General features: G+C 64.8%; 9 protein-coding genes. 2 read left to right on the forward strand and 7 right to left on the reverse strand.

Annotation, left to right across the window (positions count from 1 at the left end; all coding sequences use genetic code 11):
- The coding region (locus VFZ66_17670; protein HEX6291019.1) for an amino acid adenylation domain-containing protein at window positions 1-3,396 on the reverse strand (3,396 nt) is incomplete at its 3' end.
- Window positions 3,397-3,756: 360 nt separating this feature from the next.
- Between VFZ66_17670 and VFZ66_17675 the strand changes: the two genes are divergently transcribed.
- Together VFZ66_17675 and VFZ66_17680 are read left to right on the forward strand one after the other, a co-directional pair.
- A complete protein-coding gene (locus tag VFZ66_17675; protein HEX6291020.1) occupies window positions 3,757-7,074 on the forward strand; it encodes an amino acid adenylation domain-containing protein in 3,318 nt (1,105 codons plus the stop codon).
- Between the two features lie 43 nt (window positions 7,075-7,117).
- Entirely contained in the window at window positions 7,118-12,619 is a 5,502-nt protein-coding gene (locus VFZ66_17680) for an amino acid adenylation domain-containing protein (GenBank protein HEX6291021.1), read from the forward strand.
- Between the two features lie 19 nt (window positions 12,620-12,638).
- Here the strand turns inward: VFZ66_17680 and VFZ66_17685 are convergent, their stop codons facing one another.
- From VFZ66_17685 to VFZ66_17710, 6 genes are all read right to left on the reverse strand, one after another.
- Window positions 12,639-15,401 (reverse strand): glycosyl hydrolase, encoded by a 2,763-nt coding sequence (locus VFZ66_17685; GenBank protein ID HEX6291022.1) that lies wholly within the window; start codon window positions 15,399-15,401, stop codon window positions 12,639-12,641.
- Window positions 15,402-15,412: 11 nt separating this feature from the next.
- Window positions 15,413-16,732: a Gfo/Idh/MocA family oxidoreductase gene (locus VFZ66_17690; GenBank protein ID HEX6291023.1), complete on the reverse strand. Its 1,320-nt coding sequence runs from the start codon at window positions 16,730-16,732 to the stop codon at window positions 15,413-15,415.
- A gap of 46 nt (window positions 16,733-16,778) precedes the next feature.
- Window positions 16,779-17,669, reverse strand: a complete 891-nt coding sequence (locus VFZ66_17695) for a carbohydrate ABC transporter permease (protein HEX6291024.1) — start codon at window positions 17,667-17,669, stop codon at window positions 16,779-16,781.
- Window positions 17,670-17,671: 2 nt separating this feature from the next.
- The gene (locus VFZ66_17700) at window positions 17,672-18,472 is read right to left on the reverse strand and encodes a sugar ABC transporter permease (GenBank protein ID HEX6291025.1); all 801 of its coding nucleotides are present in this window, start codon (window positions 18,470-18,472) and stop codon (window positions 17,672-17,674) included.
- Window positions 18,473-18,723: 251 nt separating this feature from the next.
- Complete coding sequence (locus VFZ66_17705; protein ID HEX6291026.1) at window positions 18,724-20,181, reverse strand: extracellular solute-binding protein; 1,458 nt, start codon at window positions 20,179-20,181, stop codon at window positions 18,724-18,726.
- Window positions 20,182-20,500: 319 nt separating this feature from the next.
- Window positions 20,501-21,856, reverse strand: coding sequence for a hypothetical protein (locus VFZ66_17710; protein ID HEX6291027.1), 1,356 nt, complete (start codon window positions 21,854-21,856; stop codon window positions 20,501-20,503).
- Between the last annotated feature and the right edge of the window lie 240 nt (window positions 21,857-22,096).

Below are 22,096 nucleotides of genomic sequence, written 5' to 3' on the forward strand. Positions count from 1 at the left end.
CAGCAGCTCGTCGTCGGAGAAGACGGTGATCGACTCGACGCCGCTGCGCAGGTTCTCCCAGAACGCCTCGACGCTGCTGGCACCCGGAAAGCGCCCGCTCATGCCGATGATCGCAATATCCATCCGCTCGTGCGGCGCTGCTGCGCTCGGCAGTGCCGTGGGACGCGACGGGCGCTGCTCCTCGCTCGCAGGGCTAAGATGCTCAGCCAGCGCGCTGATCGTTGGAAATCGAAACAGATCGACCAGTGTGAGATCGGCCAGAAGCCTGGCGCGGAGCTTACTGTGGAGCTGGATCATCAGTAAGGAATGGCCGCCAAGGTCAAAGAAATGATCGTGGATGCCCACCTGATCGAGCCGTAAGACCTCCTGCCAGACTTCGGCGATCTCGCGCTCGAGCTGCGTTTGCGCGGGAATATAGGCTGACTCAAGCGCGGGTCGCTCCGCATCGGGCGGCGGCAGCGCTTGACGATCCAGCTTGCCGTTCGGCGTGCGTGGCAGGCTGTCCAGCACGACAAAAGCGCTGGGCACCATGTAGTCGGGGAGGCGCTCTCGCAGGTATGCTCTAAGTTCCAAGTTCCAAGTTCCAAGTTCCAAGTTTCCTGCCCCTGGTTCTTGGCCCTCGCTTTGTTCCCTTGTTCCCTTGTTCCTTTGTTCTTCTGTCACGACGTACGCCACCAGCCGCCTGTCACCCGGCGCGTCCTCCCGCGCCAGCACCACGGCCTCGCGCACGGCGGGATGCGAACGCAGCGCGGCTTCAATTTCCCCAAGCTCGATGCGGAAGCCGCGCACTTTGACCTGATGATCGCGGCGGCCAAGGAATTCGATCACGCCATCATCCCGGTAGCGGGCCAGATCGCCGGTGCGATAGAGCCGCGCGCCACCCTGAGGGTACCCGGTCTGACCGAAGGGATCGGGGAGGAAGCGCGCGGCGGTGAGGTCGGGGCGGTGGAGATAGCCGCGCGCCAGGCCAGCGCCGCCGAGGTACAGCTCGCCCGCCACGCCCACCGGCACGGGGTGCAGCCGACGATCGAGCAGATAGACCTGGGTGTTGGCAATCGGCCTGCCAATCGGCGGCGCTCCCTGGATGTCTCTGTCAAGGATCGCCACCGTTGAGTAGACGGTGTCCTCGGTAGGACCGTACAGATTGACGACCTGCTGGATCATCGGCTGCTGGCCGAGCTGCTGCACCAGATCGCGTGGCACAGCCTCACCAGCCAGGTTGACGATGCGTAGCGTCGCGGGGAGCGGCTCGCTTCGCAGCAGCTCGGCCAGCGCCGAGGGCACCGTGTTGATCAACGTGATCGCCGACCGATCCGTCAGGCGTGGCAGGTGCAAAATATTCTCGACCAGCACCGTGGTGCCGCCGGTGCAGAGCGGCAGGAACAGCTCGAAGATCGAGAGATCGAAGCAGATCGACGTGGCGGCAAGCACGCCTCGAAGCTGCTCAGGCGCGAAGTAGGTACGCGCCCAGCTCAGGAAGGCGACGACGCTGCGGTGTGGAATCGCAACGCCCTTCGGCGTGCCGGTCGAGCCGGACGTATAGATCACATAGGCCAGATTGTCGGGCGTCGTATCGCTGCGAGGATTGTGTGCTGGCAGGCGGGCTACTGCGGGCAGATCCCGGTCAAGCATCACGCACGGACCCGCGTACGCCTGCAAGCGCTCGGCGAGGTGCTGACGGGTGACAAGCACGCTGGCGCGAGAGTCGGCGAGCATCGCGGCCAGACGCGCGGCAGGATACGCCGGATCGAGTGGGACGTAGGCAGCGCCCGCCTTCAAGACGGCGAGCAGAGCGACGACCAGATCGAGGGAGCGGTCGAGGCAGACGCCGACACAGGCATCCGGCCCGATGCCCAGAGCTTGCAGATGGTGCGCCAGCCGGTTGGCGCGCGCGTTCAGCTCGACATAGGTGAGATGGGCGTCTTCAAACGACACCGCGACCGCGTCGGGGCTGCGCGCGGCCTGCGCTTCGATCAGGTGGTGGAGGCACTGAGCCTCCGGCACGGGCCTGGCCGTCTGATTCCAGGTTGTGAGCAGGAGCTGCCGCTCGCCTGGCGTGACGATCGGCATCTGTGGAACGCGGCGCTCCGGATGCGTCACGATCTCGGTGAGCACGATCTGAAGCTGCTCCGCCATCCGCGCGATCATCGCCTGGCTGAACCGGTGAGCCTCATACCAAAACTCGAAGGTCAGCTTCGCGCCCGGCACGACCATGACCGTGAGCGCGTAGTTCGTTCGCTCAAAGGCCTGGAGATCGCCGATGGTCAGGTTGCCGCTCCCCTGCTGCATCAGCGCATCCAGGGGATGGTTTTCGACAACCAGCAGGCTTTCAAAGAGCGCGCCTCGTCCGACCTCGCTCCATTGTTGGATCTGAGCGAGCGGGCTGTACTGATAGTGCCGAGCACCAGCCTGCTCGATCTGGATCTGCTTTAGCCACGCCAGCGCCGACATATCCGGCGCGATGCGCGCCCGGACGGGCAGCGTATTGACAAAGACCCCGGCCATCGACTCGATGCCGGGCAGATCGGTGGGACGACCTGAGACGGTTGCCCCAAAAACAACATCATCTTCGCCGCTATACCGGCTCAGCAGGATCGCCCAGCTTCCTTGCAGGATCGTATTCAGGGTAAGCTGATGTTGCCGCGCGAAGCCCTTGAGCCGCATCGTCGTCGTGCCCGACAGCTCAACGTGGTGTGTCTGCCAGATGTCATCGTGTCCTGGCTGCGGTCGGGTCGGCTGGTCTGCGCACAGCATCGTGGGCGCGTGAAAGCCACGCAATGTTGTGCGCCAGTAGGCTTCGGCCTGCGCGAGATCTTGCCGCTGGAGCCAGCCGATGTACTCGCCGTAGGGACGCGGCAGCTCGGCCTGGATCGGCTGGTGCTGGCGGAAGGCTTCGTAGTGCGCAAAGACATCCCGCAGCACCAGCGCGATCGACCAGCCATCCAGCACGATGTGGTGACGGCTCCACACAAAGTAGTAGGCGCGCTCGGCGATACGGATCAGCGCCAGGCGCATCAGCGGCGGCATAGACAGATCGAAGCCACGATCGCGATCGGCGCGCAGCAATGCACCGAGCCGCTGCTGCTGCTCGTCTGCGCCATATGATCGCCAGTCGAGCTGCTCAAGGGGCAGATCCACACGTCGAAGGACGATCTGCATCGGCTCGTCAAGATCTTCCCACAGAAAGACCGTGCGCAGCACCGTGTAGCGCTCGATCGCCTGCTCCCAGGCATGCGCAAACGCCTTGCGATCGAGGTCGCCGTGCAGCGTGCAGTGCATCTGCTGAACATAGATCGGCGACTGGGGTGCGTAGAGCGTATGGAAGAGCATGCCCTGTTGCATCGGCGAGAGCGGATAAATATCGACGATCTGGTCGGAGTTCATGGGGCTGCTCATGCGGGGTCCTTCTCGGTGATTAGGTTGGAGCGGATAAAGCAACAGGCGACGCTGTGTGCCGGTATCACTAGCTAGCTTGTTGGACCGGCAGGACGGAGGCAGTAGGGGTTGCGGAGCCTTCGGCAGAGCGGTACCCGGTCTTTTTCACATCACTAGCCATGGTCGCAGCTACACGGTATTATAGGCACAGATTGGCAAGTTGACAAAATCCCGCAGGCTCTCATAATGGTAGGACAAACAGAGATGAGCGACCGGCCTCCATCGGCACAATCACCGACGGGCTGCGCGCGAAGGCAGACCTCCTTCCCTTGAGTATCCTTCACCAATCTGCGGTCCTCAAGCGCTCCCTGAGAAACACGAATGATGAACGATCGCTGCTTCCATCACCTCGTCGAGGCGCAGGCCCGGCGCGCGCCCGATGCCATCGCCGTTGTGTGCGGTGCGGAAACGCTGACCTATGCCGCGCTCGATCAGCGGGCGAATCACCTGGCGCACCACCTGCGCGCCATCGGCGTCGGCGGGCATGATCAGGCTGAAGACCGTGTAGGTCTGTGCGTCGCGCGCTCGCCCGATCTGGTCGTCGGCCTGCTGGCGATCCTCAAAGCAGGCGCGGTCTATGTGCCGCTTGATCCAAACTATCCCCGGCAGCGACTTGATTTTATGCTCAACGACGCACAGGTGCGCGTGCTGCTCACGCAGCAGCCGCTCGTCGCGCAGCTCCCACCGACCGATGCGCGTATCCTGTGCCTCGACACCGACTGGCAGGAGGCGGATACCCGCCGAGTGCGGCAGCCAGGCACGCCGCCGAGCGTGACGATCCGGCCCGCCCAGGTGGCGTATATGATCTATACGTCCGGCTCCACGGGACAGCCCAAGGGCGTGCTCGTGCCCCACCGTGGCCTGCATACGCTCGCCGAGGAGCAGGCCATGCTCTTTGGCGCGCGTCCCGGCAGCCGCGTGCTCCAATTCGCGTCGCTGAGCTTCGACGCCTCGATCTTCGAGATCGTTATGGCGCTTACCGCAGGCGCGACGCTCCATCTCGCGGCGCTGGAGCATCTCGCGCCGGGACCGGCGCTCACGCGGCTGCTGCGCGAGCAGGCGATCAGCCATGTCACGCTGCCGCCATCGGTCCTGGCCGCGCTGCCCGACACCGATCTTCCGGCGCTCCAGGTGATCGTCTCCGCTGGCGAGGCCTGTACAGCCGAGATCGTGGAGCGCTGGTGCATGCCTGGAAGCGGGCGGCAGTTCTTCAACGCCTACGGCCCGACCGAAACCACGATCTGGGCAACGACCGCCGCATGCGATCTCGGCCAGGGAGCGCCGCCGATCGGTCGTCCGATTGCCGGTACCCACGTGTATGTGCTCGATCATCGTCTCCGGCGCGTCCCGATCGGCGTTCCAGGCGAGCTGTACATCGGCGGCGTCGGCGTGGCGCGCGGCTACCACAACCGGCCCGATCTCACGGCAGAGCATTTCGTGCCGCATCCTTTCAGCGCCGTGCGTGGAGAGCGGCTGTATCGCACGGGCGATCTCGTTCGCTACCGCCGAGACGGCCAGCTCGTCTTTGTCGGTCGCCGCGACCAGCAGGTGAAGATTCGGGGCTTTCGCATCGAGCCGGGCGAGATCGCCGCCGTGCTCCGGCAGCATCCCGCCGTGCGCGAGGCCGTGGTGCTGGCGCGGGCAGATCATCCCGGCGATCAGCGCCTCGTGGCGTACGTCGTAGAACAAACGAACCAGGAAACCGAAACCTGGAAGCTGGAACCTGGAACCTGGAACTTGAAGCTCCGCGCCTACCTCAAGGATCGATTGCCCGACTACATGATCCCTGCCTCGTTCGTCGTCCTCGACGCGCTGCCGCTCACGCCCAACGGCAAGATCGATCATGCGGCATTGCCGGAGCCACGTCATGCCGATCGCGACTCGGCAGCGTCGGTCGCGCCGCGCACGCCCATCGAGGAACTGCTGGCCGGGATCTGGGCCGAGGTGCTCGGCGCGCAGCAGGTCGGCATCCACGACCATTTTTTTGACCTCGGCGGCCATTCGCTGCTGGCGACACAGATTGTCTCCCGCGTGCATGATGTGTTTGGGCTGGACCTCCCACCCCGCAGCGTGTTCGAGTCGCCGACGATCGCCGCGCTGGCGGCGACGATCGCGCGCGCACAGCCATCGGCGCAGGAGCGTATAGACCCGCCGCTCCTGCCGATCGACCGCGATCGCGCGCTGCCGCTCTCCTTTGCCCAGCAGCGGCTCTGGGTGCTCCACCAGTTGGAGCCGGAGAGCGTGGCCTACAATATCCCGATCGCCGTACGTCTGTCGGGGCCGCTCGACACAACGGCGCTGGAGCGTAGTCTGGCCGCTATCGTAGGCCGCCACGAGATCCTGCGGACGCGGTTTCTCTCCGATGACGATCGACCGGTGCAGGTTGTCGCCGCCGAGGGCACGATCACGCTCTCCACGATCGACCTGCGGCAGCTTCCTCCTTCGGAGCGGGCGATCCACGAGCAGCGGCTGACGGCGACCGAGGCGCGGCAGCCGTTCGATCTGCGCCACGGCCCGCTGCTGCGCGCGACGCTCCTGCTGCTCCACCAAGAGGGTACCCGGCAGGAGCATACGCTGCTGCTGACGCTGCACCACATCGTCGCCGATGGCTGGTCGATGGGCGTGCTGGTGCGCGAGCTGGCCGCGCTGTATACGGCCTTTACCACCGGCTCCGACCATGCGCTGGGCCCGGTGGGCACCCCGCTGCCGATCCAGTACGCCGACTTCGCGTACTGGCAGCGCCAATGGCTCGCAGGGGAGCGGCTGGAGGCGCAGCTTGGCTACTGGCGCAGACAGCTACGCCCGGACGATTCCCTACCGCTGCCTCGCACGGAGATTCCAACCGATCGACCGCACACATCTCAGGGAGCGGCCCACGCCGCGCAGCACCCACTGCTCATCCCTGCGGCGCTCCATGCCGAGCTGGTGGCGCTCAGTCGCAGGGAAGGCGTGACGCTCTTTATGACGCTGCTGACGGCGCTGCACGCGCTGCTGCACTGGTACACGCGCCAGGATCAGAGCATCGTCGGCACCGACATTGCCAACCGCAATCGCCCTGAGATCGAGCCGCTGATCGGCTTCTTCGTCAATGTGCTGGTGCTGCGTACGAGCCTGGCGGGCAACCCGACGCTGCGCGAGCTGATGCGCCGGGTCCGCGAGACGACGCTGGAGGCGTACGCGCATCAGGATTTGCCCTTTGAGCAGCTTGTGGAGGAGCTTCAGCCGGAGCGCGATCTGAGCCGGTCGCCGTTCTTCCAGATCATCGTTGTGCTCCAGAACACGCCCATGCCCGATCTTCAGCTCCATAACCTCCATCTCGCGCCGGTCGCGGTCGACACAGGCAGCGCGAAGTTCGATCTGGTGATCAATCTTTCGGAAACACCGACCGGCATGCGCGGCTCGCTGATCTACAAAACCGCGCTGTTCGATGCCACGACGCTGTCGCGCTTCGCGGCGCAGTTCGAGATGGCGCTGAAGACCATCGCCGCGCAGCCCGACATGCGGCTCGGCGAGCTCGTGGCCGTGCTGACCGAGGCGGAGCAGCAGCACGCGAAGCTGCTTCGCCAGCAGAAGCTCAAACACGTCCGGCGAAAAACGATCGGCGGGCGCGGCAAGGAGCATGCAGGGCATGATGATTAATGTAGCAGCAGGTGCTTGAGCAAAGAAAGGGAGATCGAGCGACGTGCAAACGATTGAAGGCTTCCGACTCTCACCACAGCAACGCCGCGTCTGGGCGCTCCAGCAGGCCGATCACGAGATGCAGTACCGGGCTGCGGGCACGATCCGCATCGAGGGTCCGCTCGATCATGCTGCGCTCCACGAGGCGATCCGCGATGTGATCGCGCGCTACGAGATCCTGCGGACAACCTTTCGGCAATTGCCGGGTGCCGCGCTGCCGGTTCAGGTGATCGAGGACACCTGCGAGCCGCTGTGGCTCGATCGCGATCTGACGGGCCAGGACTCGGCGGCGCAAGCGCGCGCGATCGAAGCCGTGATCGGCAAGCTGCGCGGGCTGCCCTTCGATGTCGCGTCGGGGCCGCCGCTGCATCTCGCGCTCGTGACGCTCGCGCCGCCGCACCATGTGCTGCTGCTGTCGCTTCCGGCGCTCTGCGCGGATCGGAGCACGCTGTCGGGGCTGTTGCGCGAGATCAGCCGGGCCTATGCCGTCGCTTGCGGAGCCGCGCAGCCAGCGGACGAGCCGCTGCAATATGCCGATCTGGCCGAGTACCTGAACGAGCTGCTGGAATCGGAAGACGGCGGCGCGGGGCGGGCCTACTGGCGCAGCCGGGATCTGGCGGCGCTGTCGACGCTGCGGCTGCCATCCGAGCGCGAGGCGGACGGGATCGTCGACTTCGTGCCGGAGCGGATCGGCGTGGCGATCGGGCCTGAGATGGTCAGCCGGATCGATTCTCTTGCCCACCGGCTTGCTACGTCGGCGGATATGCTGCTGCTGGCGTGCTGGTACGTCCTCCTGTGGCGGCTGGCAGATCGAGCGGAGATCGATGTTGGTGTGGCGCGTAATGGACGTGCCGACGAGGAGCTTCAGGACGCGATCGGGCTGCTCACGCGGATGATCCCGGTGCGCTGCCGGATGTCGCCCGATCTGCGCTTCAGCGATCTCGTAGCTCAGGTGGGCGCGGCGACACGCGAGGCCACCGCCTGGCAGGATTCCTTTAGCTGGGAGCGGATCGCAGCCGATCCCCGGAGTCCGCACCAGCCGCCCTTCTGCGCGGCGTGCTTCGAGTTCGCGGAGCAGCCAGCCACCGATAGCGGCGGCCTCGTCTGGTCGCTGGACGGGCAGGATGCCACGATCGATCGCTTTAAGCTCAGCCTGTGCTGCGTGCGCGCCGACGACGGTCTGCGCGCCGAGCTTCACTACGACGCGCAGCGCTTCTCCGCCGCCGACATCGCGCGCCTGGCGGGTGAGTTCGAGACGCTGCTTGGAAGCGCGCTCGCCGCTCCCGAAGCGCCGATCGACGAGCTTGATCTGGTAGGCCGCGCCGAGCGCCAGCAGCTTTTGGAAGCATGGAACCAGACCGAGATCGCCTACCCCCGCGACGCCTGCATCCACCATCTGTTTGCTGAGCAGGCCGCGCGCACGCCGCAGCAGGTCGCGGTGGTGTATCAGGAGCAGCGCGTGACCTATGCGGCGCTGAACGCTTCCGCTAACCAGCTCGCGCGCTATCTACAAGCGCGAGGCGTCGGCCCCGAAAGATGCGTCGCGCTGTGCGTCGAGCGCTCGCTGGACCTGATTGTCGGCGTGCTCGGCATCCTGAAAGCGGGCGCGGCCTACGTTCCGCTCGATCCTGACGCGCCCGCCGCGCGGCTGGAATGGATGCTGACCGATACCAGAGCAGCCGCGCTGGTCACGCAGCGGTCACTGCTGACGCAGTTTCCACACGCCACCGCCCAGGCGATCTGCCTGGACGCCGACCGCGCGGCGATCGAGCGGATGAGCACGGATGAGCCGGTCGTCGCCTGCGATGCCGACAACATGGCCTATGTGATCTACACCTCCGGCTCGACGGGACAGCCGAAAGGCGTGGTGGTGCAGCATCGCTCGGTGCTCAACCTGCTGATCGGCCTGGATCACGCGATCTACGATCAGCAGCCCGCCGCGCCGCTGCGCGTCAGCGTGAACGGCCCGCTGAGCTTCGATACCTCGGTCAAGCAGATCATCCAACTGCTGCGCGGCCATACCCTGTATCTGCTGCCCGCCGAGATCCGCCTCGATCCCGATGCGCTCGCAGCCTATCTCCGACAGCACGCGCTGGATGTCTTTGATTGCACGCCCTCGCAGCTCCGGCTGCTGCTGGCCGAGGGTCGCGCCGCGACGCTGGGAGCCGTACCCTCACAGGTGTTGGTCGGCGGCGAGCCGATCGACCCGGCGCTGTGGCAGCAGTTGGCCCGGGACGAGCAGCGCCGCTTCTATAACCTGTATGGCCCGACCGAGTCCACGGTCGATGCCACGATCTGCCGCATCCAGCCGGGCTTGACGCAGCCAGCGATCGGACGCCCGATCGCCAACACGCGGGTCTATCTGCTCGATCGTCGGCTGCGCCCCGTGCCGGTGGGCGTGGCGGGCGAGCTGTACCTCGGCGGCGCTGGCCTGGCGCGCGGCTATCTCCACCGCCCCGACCTCACCGCCGCGCGCTTCGTGCCCGATCCATTTGGTCAGACCGGGTACCCTCAGGGTGGCGCGCGGCTCTATCGCACCGGCGATCTGGCCCGCTATCGTACCGATGGAACGCTGGAATACCTGGGCCGGGACGATGAGCAGGTCAAAGTGCGCGGCTTCCGCATCGAGCTAGGCGAGATCGAAGCCGCGCTGCGTTCGCATCCCGCCGTGCAGGGCGCTGCGGTCGTCTTGCGCGAAGACCAGGCGGCGGACGGAGCGCCGGAGCAGCGCCTCGTCGCCTACATCGTGCCCGACGCGGAGCGTGCCTTGCCGGTTCGCCAACTGCTGCGGCTGGAGCAGACAGGCCAGCTCGCGGATCACGCCCGCTACGATCTGCCGAATGGACAGACGATCATCCACCTGAACAAGAACGAAACCGATCTGCTCTTCGACGAGATCGTTACGACGCGCAGCTACCTGCGACACGGGATCGTCCTGGAGCCGGGCGCGTGCGTCTTTGACGTGGGAGCCAATATTGGCCTGTTCAGCCTGTTTGTGCGCCAGGAGTGCCCCGACGCGACGATCTATGCCTTCGAGCCGCTGCCGCTGATCTTCGAGGTGCTGCGTCTGAACGCGGTGCTCTACGAGCCGAATATCAGGCCGTGCAACGCCGGTCTGGCCGATCGCGCCGGACAGGCCAGCTTTACCTACTACCCGCACGCATCGGTGATGTCGGGGCGGTACGTGGATGCCCAGGCCGAGCAAGCGATCATCAAATCGTTTGTGCGCAACCAGCAGCGGGCCACGTCCGACGCGCCGGAGCTGCGCGAAGACCTGCTGGAGCAGGTGATCGCCGAGCGGCTGACCAGCCAGGATGTTATCTGTCCGCTGACGACGATCTCGGAGGTGATCCGCGAGCAGGGCATCGAGCGCATCGATCTGCTCAAGATCGACGCGCAAAAGGGCGAGCTCGAGGTGCTGGCCGGGATCGACGAGCAGGACTGGCCCAGGATCCGGCAGATCGTGCTTGAGGTTCACGCAATCGGCGATCGTGTCGAGCAGGTCAGAGCGCTGCTGGCGCGGCGCGGCTACACCGTCGCCATCGAGCAGGAGGCGGCGCTGAAAGATACCGGCCTCTACAACGTGTTTGCCGCGCGTCCCACGAAGCAGCCGGCTGCGGCAGGATTCGCCCCGCCCAGCCGCCAGCCGACCTGGAACAGCCCCAGCCTGCTGATCGACGGTCTGCGTCATGCGCTGAGCGAGCGGCTGCCCGACTACATGATCCCTGCCGCGTTTGTGCTGCTGGATGCGCTGCCGCTGACGCGCAACGGCAAGCTCGATCGCGCCGCTCTGCCCGCGCCGGATCGGACCCGCGACCTGACGAAGCAAGCGTTTGTCGCGCCGCGCACACCGGCGGAGCAAACCCTGGCCGATCTGTGGGCCGAGGTGCTCAAGCTGGAGCGCGTGGGCATCCACGACAACTTCTTCGCGCTGGGCGGCGACTCGATCCTCGGCATTCAGGTGATCGCCAGAGCCAATCGCGCGGGCCTGAAGCTGAACGCCAGGCAACTGTTCGAGCACCAGACCATCGCCGAGCTCGCGGCGGTCGCCACGACGGGAGCGCAGGCTCAGTCCGAGCAAGGACTTGTCACCGGTGCCGTGCCGCTCACGCCGATCCAGCACTGGTTTTTCGAGCAGATCCCCGATCCGCAGCTCTGGAGCCAGATCATCGTGCTTGAGGTCCGGCAGCCGGTCGCGCCGCCGCAGCTTGAGCAGATTATGCGGCAGCTCGTCGCTCATCACGACGCGCTGCGTCTGTGCTTTACACAGACGCCGACCGGCTGGCAGCAGCGCATCGCGGAGCCGCCGACGGATCTGCCGGTGACGTATGTCGATCTTTCGGCGCTGGCGCACGGCGGGCAACAGGCCGCGATCGAAGCGGCGATCGACACGGTGCGGGCGCAGGTGAGGCTATCGGATGGCCTGCTGCTGCGCGCCGCGCTGATCGACCGTGGCGCAGACCTGCCACAGGTGTTGCTCCTCGGCACGCACGCGCTGGCCTTCGACGGCGTCTCACGGCGCATCCTGGCGGAAGATCTGCAAACCGCCTACCAGCAGGTCGTGCGCGACGAGACGATAGCGCTGCCGCCCAAGACGACCTCGTTCAAGCGCTGGGCCGAGCAGCTTGCGGCCTACGCTCAGTCCGTGGAGCTTCAGCGCCAGCTCGCCGACTGGCTGGACGAGTCGCGCGCCCACGTTGCGCGGCTGCCACGGGATACCCCGGCGGGCGTCAACACGGGCGCGTCGACCCGCGCCGTCACCATCACGCTCGACGCCGCAGAGACTCACGCGCTGATCCAGGAGGTTCCGGCGGCCTATCACACCCAGATCAACGACATCTTGCTGACCGCGCTGACGCAGGCGTTTGCCCGCTGGACCAATGGCACGAGCCTGCTGCTCGACCTGCGCGGCCACGGGCGCGAGACGATCTTCGAGGATCTGGACGTATCGCGTACGATCGGCTGGTTCACCACGGTCTTCCCGGTGCTGCTCCGGGCCAGCCCGGCGGACGAGCCGGGCGAGGCGATCAAGGCGATCAAAGAGCAGCTTCGACGCATCCCGCAGCGCGGCATCGGCTACGGCATTTTGCGCTATCTCAGCCCCGACACGGCGGTGCGCGAGCGGCTGCGAGCGCTGCCACAGGCCGAAGTAAGCTTCAACTACCTGGGCCAGTTCGACCAGGCGCTGCCCGACGAGTCGCCTTTTGGATTACCGCCGAGCGGCAACGATCCGGCGCTTGGCCTGTGGAGCACGCGCTATCCGATCGAAGTGCAGGGCGGCATCATCGGCGGCCAGCTACGTCTGGCATGGAAATACAGCGCCAATCTGCATCATGCCACGACCATCGAGCGCCTCGCCCAGGATTTTCTCGCGGCGCTGCGTACGCTGATCGCGCACTGCCGGGCGGCGCAGCAGGGCCAGCACACGCCTGCGGATTTTCCGCTGGCGAATCTGAACCAGCAGGCATTGGACAAGATCGTCGCGAGAATCGGCAAAAAAGGATAAGCATCTGCCGCGCCGAAGGTTACATAGACGGCAGGCGGCGGAGCGGCACCAGCCGAACCGGACCAAGCAGCCCTGACGGCAGCGGCTCCCAATCAGCGGCGCTGAACTCCTGGTACGTGATACTGACGAAGAAGAACCTGCGCCAGCCTCGTCCCTGGCGGTCCAGCGCCGCAAGGCGATTCGCCATAAGATTCGTTACTTCGATCTCCAGGTGATTCCGGCCCTCGATCAGACCAACGGGCAGGAGGACGCGGAAGGGCCGCGCATAGCATGTGCCGAGATCCGCGCCGTTGAGCCGCAGCCGTGCGCTATAACAGACGTTTCTCAGGTCGATCGCCCACGTATCGGCGCTGCTGGCGGGCCGCTCGAAGGTGATCGTGTAGCGCGCGGTGCCGGAGAATGCCCGCAGGATCTCGGTATCGTCCGGCCACTCGGTCCAACTGCTGAGGCGCTGGACGGCTCTCGGAGCAGGCAGCGCGGGACCGCCCGCGATGAAATCGACGTGCCACGCGCCCGCGATCGGCAGGGATGGGCCAGCCGGTGCCAGATACGGCCACTGCGGCCCGTCCGTCGGCTGGGAGCGCGCCCGCAGCAGCAGCGACTCGCCCGGCTCTAGCTGGAGATAGATCTGTGTTTCAGCGCTGCCTGTCCTCGTGCGCGCGATGCCGTGGCGCTGGCTGGCCGGATCGAAGATGATCGCCGATGCCGCCCGGATCGACAGGCTGACCCATTGATTGAGCCGCTGCTGCGTTGGATTCGTCATGAAGTAGAGATAGCCGTCGTCGTCGCGGCGGCGGATCAGCTCGATGCCCGCGTCGACGATGCGCTCGCGCCGGATGCCCGCCGCATGCAGCAGCGCCTCTACGTCCGCCCCGACGAGCAGACGGCCCTGGTCCAGGCGCGCCTCGTAGATGCCTGCTCCGATCGGCTGAAGCGGGCCGAGATCCGATAGCACACGTCGAAGCTGCTCGCGACGCTCAGCCAGATTGCCAAGACCAGGCACGTCCTCCGGCAGATCGCCCACCACCACGATCGTCGCGCCGTGCCGCGCAAGCTGCCCGATGCGCTCAAGCGTCTCCGGGGGTATGTACCGACAGCCAGCGACGATCAGCGCCGCATACGCGCCGCCGCGCGACCGGATCTGTCCCTCGACGACGTGGATCGCGTCCTCTAGCAGCCGGTCGGAGACGCAATCGAAGCTATAGCCGCGATCCCACAGCCGCCGAGCGGTCGCCGTAAAGTCCGGCAGGCTCTCGTCCAGCCAATCCCGCGTGTTGTGCGGCGTCAGAAAGCGCAGCAGGTCGGGCGCGTCGTGATCGGCGGCCCAGAGATCGAAGATCGGCAGATACAGCAGCAGATCGTTGTCGGGCTGCCCGGCCTGGAGGAAGGATTGGCAGCGGCTAATGTAGGCGTTGAGCGCGGGCAGGTCGCGCCACGACGGGTTGGTCGGGCCGATGTGGGTTGTCGCATAGAACATCCAGCCGGGCCAGTCGGCGTCGGCGGGCGAAAACGGCGTGCCGTGAAAGACGACATGGTTAATGCCCATCACGAAGAGCAGATCGATCTCGGCCTTGATATGGGCCAGCGGCACCGTGCCATGCTCGCCGAGCCAGGTACACGCTTCGCTTGAGCACAGCCACTTACCCGCCACATGTGCCGCCGATGAGGCCAGCTTGCATGCCAGGATCTCCGCCGCGCCGCCGTAGCCTGCCGGAGTGCCGGGCAGCGGCGTAAGGCCAGCCAGCCGCAGCCAATCGGTGCCGAATGCCTCGGTTTCGGGAATATCCGCTGCCGCGTACAGATCGAGCAGGTTGCCGGGCGAGCCATGCGCCTGGTTGCGGGTCATGGCACCGCCGCGATGCGCCCACGCGGTCCACGGCTCGACGAAGTGCTCCAGCAGGAGATCGGCGATCGTCTGGCGATAATCCGAGCGTACGCGGCGCACGATCTCGGCGTCGGCCTCTCCGAAGAGCGCGGGCAGGTCGCGCCGCAGGTCGTAGCCTCGCCGTCGCTCGAACTGCGGCAGCAGCGCGGCGGTCCAGTTTGCGCCGTAGACCTCGTAGGAATCGTTGAAGAAGCAGCGGACCCGCTCCTCGGCTGGTAGATCCGCGAATGCCCGGTCAAAGCGGTCCAGGTAGCGCTCGATCGAAGTCGCGGAGAAGTGATCGACGACGTTGCCCTCACCGCCCGGCGCGGCGCGCTTCACCTGCTGGCCGGTCCCGGCCTGAAACAGCGCGTAGAGCGTCCACTGCCCCGTGGGTGCCGTCCACACCAGCCGCCGCCGCGCATCCACATGCTCGCGCAGGTCACGCACCTGCCCGTCGTGTGAGAACGCCATCAACGCCTGCAACGCCGCCTGTGGCTCTTCCCGGCTCACGATCGGCTCCGTCACGCGCGCTTCCTCGCGGACGGTGTAGCGCTCGAACAGGCAGCGCGCGGCGGCATCTTCGGGGCCGACCCACGGCCCGCCCAGGGGCCAGCCCGTGCCGCAGATCATATCGACATCCAGGCCCAGCCGCCGCGCCTCGCGCACCGTGTGGCGCAGCATCTCGATCCAGCGCGGGCTGAGAAAAGGAATGCTGCGCGCTTCCTCGCCCACAACGCCATAGATCGGGCTCAGCTCCACACCCCCAAAGCCTGCCGCCTGGAAGAGCCGAAGCTGGCGGGTGATCTCGGCCTCATCCACGGCGCTGCCCAGCCACCACCAGCGCGTCCACGGACGACAGGTGTCGCTGATCGTCGGCCACCGAAGCTCGCTCGTGCTGGCTGCGCCCTCCTGCACCGGGCTGCCCCTTAGAACCGCACCAGATCCGGCACGTGGACCGGCAATCCCGTGGCGAACGATTGATTGGCGGCAACGCCCGTCAAGATCGACATCGCTCCGGCCACGTGATCAGCCGCGCGGCCCAGAGGATCGGTCGGCCCGCCGACGAAGATCGTATCCAGCATGCGCCGGTCGCCGCCGCCGTGGCCGCCCTCGCTGCCGCCTTCGACCTCCACGCGCAGCGGCTTGCCCCACTGCGGACGAATCAGGATGCTGGTCGGCTCGTCGACGACCACCTCCTGGGCGTCGCGCAGCTCCGGCAGGTTGGTATCGCGGTGGGAGCCGCTGACGTAGGAGTTTTCGTGGACCTCGTATTCGAGCCGCCCCCTGGTGCCGTTAAACGCCACCCGGTAGCCCTCCCACGGCGAGTACGCGGTCAGGTGGTAGCTCATGATCGCGCGGTTCCGGTAGCGCACCAGCACCGACATATCATCCTCGATCGAGATGCCCTCGCCGAAGACGCTGCGGTCGCGCAGATAGCCATCCTCTTTCTCGGCCTCCAGGTACATGCGCCGCAGCGCCTCATCGCGGTCCAGGTGCAGCGCGAAGGGATCGTCTTCGGCGGCCTTGCGACCATAGGCGCGCTCGTAGAACCGGGTCACGCCGCGCTCCTCCGCGTTTTCGCGCCCGTAGAAGAGCAGATCGCCCATCGCGAAGACCGTCTGCGGCTGCGTGTCCAGCCACCAGTTGACGAGATCGAAGTGGTGCGTCGACTTGTGGACCATCAGCCCGCCGGAGTTGCGCTTGTCGCGGTGCCAGCGCCGGAAGTAGTCCGCGCCGTGAACGGTGTCCAGCAGCCACTCGAAGTGGACCGAGAGCACCTTGCCCACGACTCCGGCCTGGAGCAGCTCCTTGACTTTCGCGTTGCGCGGCGCGTAGCGATAGTTGAATGTCACCGTCAGCTTCCGCCCGGTCGCGTTGACGGTATCGAGAATCGCCTGGCAGCGCGTCGCGTCGATCGTCATCGGCTTTTCCGTGATCACATCGCGGCCCAGCTCCATCGCCCACATGATATAGCGATGATGCGTCCGGTCGATCGACGTGACGATCACCGTGTCGACCCGCTGCTCGTCGAGCATCCGCTCGAAGTCCTGCGGCCTGTAGGTCGGCACCGGACGAGCGCTCAGCGTCTCGGCATAGTACTGATTGTAGTAGTCCATGCGTGTCTGGTTGACATCGCAGAAGGCGACCAGCTCTGCGCGCTCGCTATAATCCTTGAGGATCGCCGTAGTAAACATCCGCGACCGCGATCCCAGACCGACGATTGCATACCGCTTTCGCTCTGGCATATGTCCTGCTCCTTGCTCTTCCCGACTCCCAGGTTGGATCGGATAGTCAGCCCTTCAGGCCGCTCGTGCTGATGCCCTCGACGATGTAGCGCTGGAAGAAAATAAAGAGCGCAAAGACCGGGACCAGCGACAGCACCGACATCGCGAAGATCGCGCCCCAGTTGGTCGAGCCGGACGCATCGGCGAAGTTCTTGAGCGCCAGCGATACGGTGTAGAGCTGTGGCTTGCTCAGGTAGAGCAGCGGCCCGAAGAAATCGTCCCAGGTCCAGTAGAACGAGAAAATGGCCGACGTGATCAGTGCTGGCACGAGCAGCGGCACCATGATGCGCCAGAAGATCCCAAACTTGCTCGCGCCGTCGATCTCTGCCGCCTCGTCCAGCTCGCGCGGTATGCCCCGGATGAACTGGATCATCAAGAAGATGAAGAAGGCCTGACCAAACAGGCGCGGCACCAGCAGCGGCAGAAAGGTGTTGATCCAGTCGAGCTTGCTGAAGACAATATACTGCGGGATGATCTGGACCTGCGTTGGGAGCATCATCGTGAGCAGCATGCAGGTAAACCAAAAGCCTTTCCCGACGAAGCGCAGCCGGGCAAAGCCGTAGGCTACCAGCGCCGACGACGCGACGACCGCGATCGTGCCAAGCCCGGAGATGATAAACGAGTTCAGAAAGAAGGTGGTGAACGTCACGCCGCCAAAGCCAGCCCAGCCGTCGACATAATTCGCGAGCGTCGGATTTTCGGGAATCAGCGCGGTCGCGCGCCGAAACACCTCATCGCGCGGCTTGAACGAGCTGGCGATCAGCCAGAGCAGCGGATAGATCATCAGCACGCTGAACAGGCCCACAAAAATATGGTAGATCAGGCTGCTTCTCGTCGGGCGCTCGATACCAAACCGATTGGGTGTGACAGAAGATCTGCTGCGGGTTAGTGTAGCCATGATCAGTCTCCACTCGTTTCATAATGGACCCACATCTCAGACGACTTGAAGGCCAGCGCCGTGAAGAAGGCGATGATCAGCAGCAGCACCCAGGCCATCGCCGAAGCGTAGCCCATCCGGAAGTTGCGGAAGGCCTGGTCGTAGAGGTACAGCGCATAGAAGCGCGTCGTGTCCAGCGGGCCGCCGCCGGTGACGACAAACGCCTGGGTAAAGACCATGAAACCGGAGATGATTTGCATGACCAGATTGAACAAAATCACCGGGCTGAGCAGCGGAAGCGTAATTCTGATGAATTTTTTCCAGCCGCCCGCGCCATCGATCGACGCCGCCTCGTAGAACTCCGGCGGGATCTGCTTCAGACCTGCCAGGAAAATCAGCATCGGCGAGCCGAACTGCCAGACCGCCAGAATGATCAGCGTCCAGATCCCGGTGCGCGGATTGCCGAGCCAGTTAAGTCCTTCCAGGCCGACGACGGCCAGCGCGGCATTGAGCAAGCCTTCGGGGCCGAAGATCCGCCGCCACATCAGGGCAACGGCCACGCTGCCGCCGATGATCGAGGGCACGTAAAAGATCGCGCGGTAGAGGCCCATCATCTTAAAGCCGGTATTCAGCAGCATCGCAATGCCGAGCGCAAACGCCAGCCTTAAGGGAATCGCGGTGAAGACGTAGTAGAAGGTTGCGCGTACCGATTTCCAGTACCGGGCGTCCTCGAAGAACATGGTCTGGAAGTTTGCGAGGCCGATCCAGCGCGGCGAGGTGAAGATGTCGTAGTCGGTAAAGGATAGGTAGAGCGATGCTACCATCGGGATCAGCGTCAGGCCGAAGAAACCGATTAACCAGGGCGCGATGAAGAGATAGCCTGAAAGGTTGTGGTTGCGTGGATGTGTCGACCTGATGTTCGGTACGGCTGCTCGAGCTGGAGTCGCTACGGAACTTCCGCGTACTGTGTTACTCATCGTCGTACCTCATGCGGAGGTGGAGCCGGGGCGTAGCAGCGCTCGCTTGCATGATCCCGCTACGCCCCGGTGCCGCACCCTCCCTTCGTCCGTAAATCCTACTTGTTCGCCGACAGGAGCGCGTTGGCCTGCTCCCTGAACTGCTTGGCGGCATCTTCGGGCGACATCTGGCCGTAGAGCACCTGATCCATCAGCGGCACGTACGCTTCGTCGATCACCTGACGGCTGTTCGGCGGGTCGGGCGCGTCAAGCTCGCTGTGGTGCTCCTCGACGTAGGCCAGCAGCTCGAACGCCTTCTGCTGCGCCGGATCGACCTTCGGCTTGAGATGCTCCTGCACGGCCTTCGAGATCGGCACGCCGCGCTCGGCCGCCAGAACATCATTCGCTTCCAGATCGTTGGTGAACACATTGATGATCTGCGCGGCGACATCGGCCTGCTCCTTGGGGCAGCCAGCGGTGATCGACCAGAACTGCGACGGCTTGAGGTAGTTGCCCGGCTCAGGATTCGCCCCCTCCTGCTTCGGGAACGGAAACACCGCAAGCTCGCGTCCGCCCGCCGCCGACGCAACAGCGACGATCTGGTTGCTGTGCGCGTACATCATCGGCGCTTCCTGGCGGACGAAGATGTTGTCTTCGATGCCGACATCGCCCTGAGACACCTCGAACTCGCGCGTTGGAATCACGCCCTTGTCCATCCAGCCCTTGAGCATGTTGAAGAAGTCGACAAAAATCTTGTCGTCCTCATAGCCCAGCGCGGTCCCTTCCTTGTTGTACAGCGTCGCGCCGTGCTGCTTGACCCACAGCTTGAAGACCTGGTTGTCGTCCATCGAGGTGCTCATGCCGTACTTGCCCAGCTTGTCATGGAGCTGGGTGATCGTCTGCTCGAACTCCTTCCAGGTCCACTCAGGCTTCGGCAGCGCCACACCGGCCTCCTGCCACATCTGCGTATCGACGATCAGCGATTGGGTGTTTGTGCCGAGGCTGATCGCGTACAGCTTGTTGTCGGGGCCGAGACGACCGCCTTGCAGGTAGCCTTCGTCGACGTCCTTCGTATCGATCGTGCCGTTCTGGACGTACTCATCAAGCGGCATCAGCAGGTCGCGTTTGACCCAGTCGCCAATGTACTGGTAGTCGTGCTGAATCAGGCAGGGAAGATTGCCGCCAGCGGCCTGCGTGGTAAGTCTGGTCCAGTAGTCGTTGAACGCGGCGAATTCCCAGGTAAGCTTGACGTTGGGGTTCTTCTGCATAAACATCTCAAGCACCTTGATCGTGCGATCGTGCCGGTTCTGCGAACCCCACCAGGCCACCTGCATGTTGACGGCCTGCCCGCTGGCTGTGCCGCCGCCCTGACCTGATGGGCCTGGGCTGGCTTCCGTCGCCGGTCCTGTCGTTGTCTCCGGGCCGGTCGCGCCTGTCTCCGGATTGGCCGCCGCCGAGGTTGCAGCCGGGCTGCCGCCAGTGCCACCTGTACCGGGCGTCGCGGCGCTGCCGCACGCGGCGACGAGTAAGCTGAAGACGACTAGCAGCGGGACCAACTTTCTGCGAACCTTCATCATGTTCCTCCGTTTGTACAACGTCTGTACACCAGTGCGTTTGTCGCCACAACAGCGCTCGCGACGATGATTGGAGCAGGTGACAGTCGACGGCTTCTGGTCAGCGAAGCAGGGCAACGAACGATGCGAACGTGTGCTAACGGTGTATGTGCTGCGGTCGGTTTGCGCGCGGCGATCGACATTCACCTCCAGCTTGCCAGGCGATCGCCGCGCGCAAGCGTTGTTTTGATCGTCTGCTAGCATATGATGTGCCATGTAACATGTCAAATGTCTGAACTGCATGGCACTGACGATCACCGAGCGCAGCACGTACGTCCGACGATCAGCGCAGCGGGCCAGCCCGGTGCAGGACGAGGCCCGGCACAGCCTGTGCGGGATGCAGCACGGCGTAGAGCGTGGGCGTCCAGCTCGCTTCATTGGGCAGGTCGGGATCGTTGACGGCGTTGTATGCGGCAACCAGATCGATGTGATCGTGCGCCGAATGACCGTTGACCAGCGTGCCCGCAACATAAAGCGTGGCAGTGCGATCCGTGCCGCGCCAGTCGTAGATCAGCTTGTCGGGCGTGATGGCCTCGACGGTGCGGAAGTAGTTGTTCTCGGCGTAAATGTGCGAGCCGACGCCAACGCCCCAGCTATAGCCGTAGCTCTCGGCATCGGTGATCTCGTAGTAGTTGTTGTAGATATGAACCTGGCCGAAGCGCACGCGCGGCGCGCGCTGGAGGATGTTCGAGAAAACGTTGTGATGGATGGTCACGCGCAGCTTGCCGAAGTCGCTCGTGGGGGAGCCGGGCGTGCCGGGGTTGTTGGTCGAGCCGATCAGCATCGTCTTGTCGTGGTCGGAGAAATAGTTCCACGAGACAGTCACCAGATCCGAGCCGCGCGTAATGTCCAGCGCGCCGTCGTGGACCTGATACGGGCGACCAAAGTAGAGCGGCTGGTTGCTGTCGGGATTATCGCCGTCGTTGAAGGCGTTATGGTCGGCCCAGACATGCGTGGCGGTCGTCAGCGAGATGCTGTCGTAGGCCGAGTTCCAGTTGCCCTCGCTGCCGTCGGTCGGGTCCCACTGCGGGAAGCAATCGTAGGTGTCCTGAAAGGTGATGTTGCGGATGATCACGTTGTCGACGCGATCGACGATCAGGTTCGCGCCGATGATCCGCGCGTCGTCCAGCCCGACGATCGTGGTGTTGGAGCCGACGCCGATCCGAATGCGAGCGGCCTGGTTGCGCTGCGCCGCCTGGCGCGCCGTTTCAAGCGGGCCGCTGGGTCGCGTCGTTCGTCCCCAGGTGGCGGGATCGTACGCCTGGAGGTAGGCGGCAAGGCTGTAGCCGGTGCCGGCGGCGTAGTCATCGCAGGTCAGCGGCTGGTTGTGGTCGTCGACGTTGGCGTCGATCGTGCCCTGCACGTAGATGATCTTGGGCGTGGCGTTGCTGCTGCCGCCCAGGGCCGCGACTAGCTCCTGGCGGTTGGTCACGGTGTAGATGTGCGCCTCGTCGGCGCTGGCGCCGCCGGTTGTGCCGGTTAGCCCAAGGTTGTTGGTGCCGAACGAGGCCCAGCCGTCATTCGGTGCCAGCGTCTCCGTTCCAAGTGTTCCGACGTTTGCCGCAGCCTGGGCTGGTACACTCATGCCGACGACGGCGCTCAAACATGCCGCCGCAATGATCGTGCTCAAGACGCGCATGGTCTGGTGCTCCTTCTCGTTGAGACTTGGCTGGCATCTGCATCGCCAGCGAGAGATCCGCATGGAGAGCATTCTGCTGTTCAGGGTCGGTAGGCCGGTCGTGCTCCAGGTGCCCATCGATTGCCATCGAACGGTGCTCATCGCGTTGTAGAGTGCCAGGGCCAGGAGGAATGCTTCGCTTGCTAGCGCTTGGATCAACGTGGGAACGATCGCTATTCCGATATATTATATATAATATCA

This window comes from Herpetosiphonaceae bacterium (genome assembly GCA_036374795.1).
Classification (GTDB): Bacteria; Chloroflexota; Chloroflexia; order Chloroflexales; family Kallotenuaceae; genus LB3-1.

Bases quoted from the DNA above. Each gene is read 5' to 3' on its own strand.
- VFZ66_17675 (HEX6291020.1), top strand. From the start codon at position 3,757: ATGATGAACGATCGCTGCTTCCATCACCTCGTCGAGGCGCAGGCCCGG.
- VFZ66_17690 (HEX6291023.1), bottom strand. From the start codon at position 16,732: ATGCCAGAGCGAAAGCGGTATGCAATCGTCGGTCTGGGATCGCGGTCG.
- VFZ66_17695 (HEX6291024.1), bottom strand. From the start codon at position 17,669: ATGGCTACACTAACCCGCAGCAGATCTTCTGTCACACCCAATCGGTTT.
- VFZ66_17700 (HEX6291025.1), bottom strand. From the start codon at position 18,472: ATGGTAGCATCGCTCTACCTATCCTTTACCGACTACGACATCTTCACC.
- VFZ66_17705 (HEX6291026.1), bottom strand. From the start codon at position 20,181: ATGATGAAGGTTCGCAGAAAGTTGGTCCCGCTGCTAGTCGTCTTCAGC.
- VFZ66_17710 (HEX6291027.1), bottom strand. From the start codon at position 21,856: ATGCGCGTCTTGAGCACGATCATTGCGGCGGCATGTTTGAGCGCCGTC.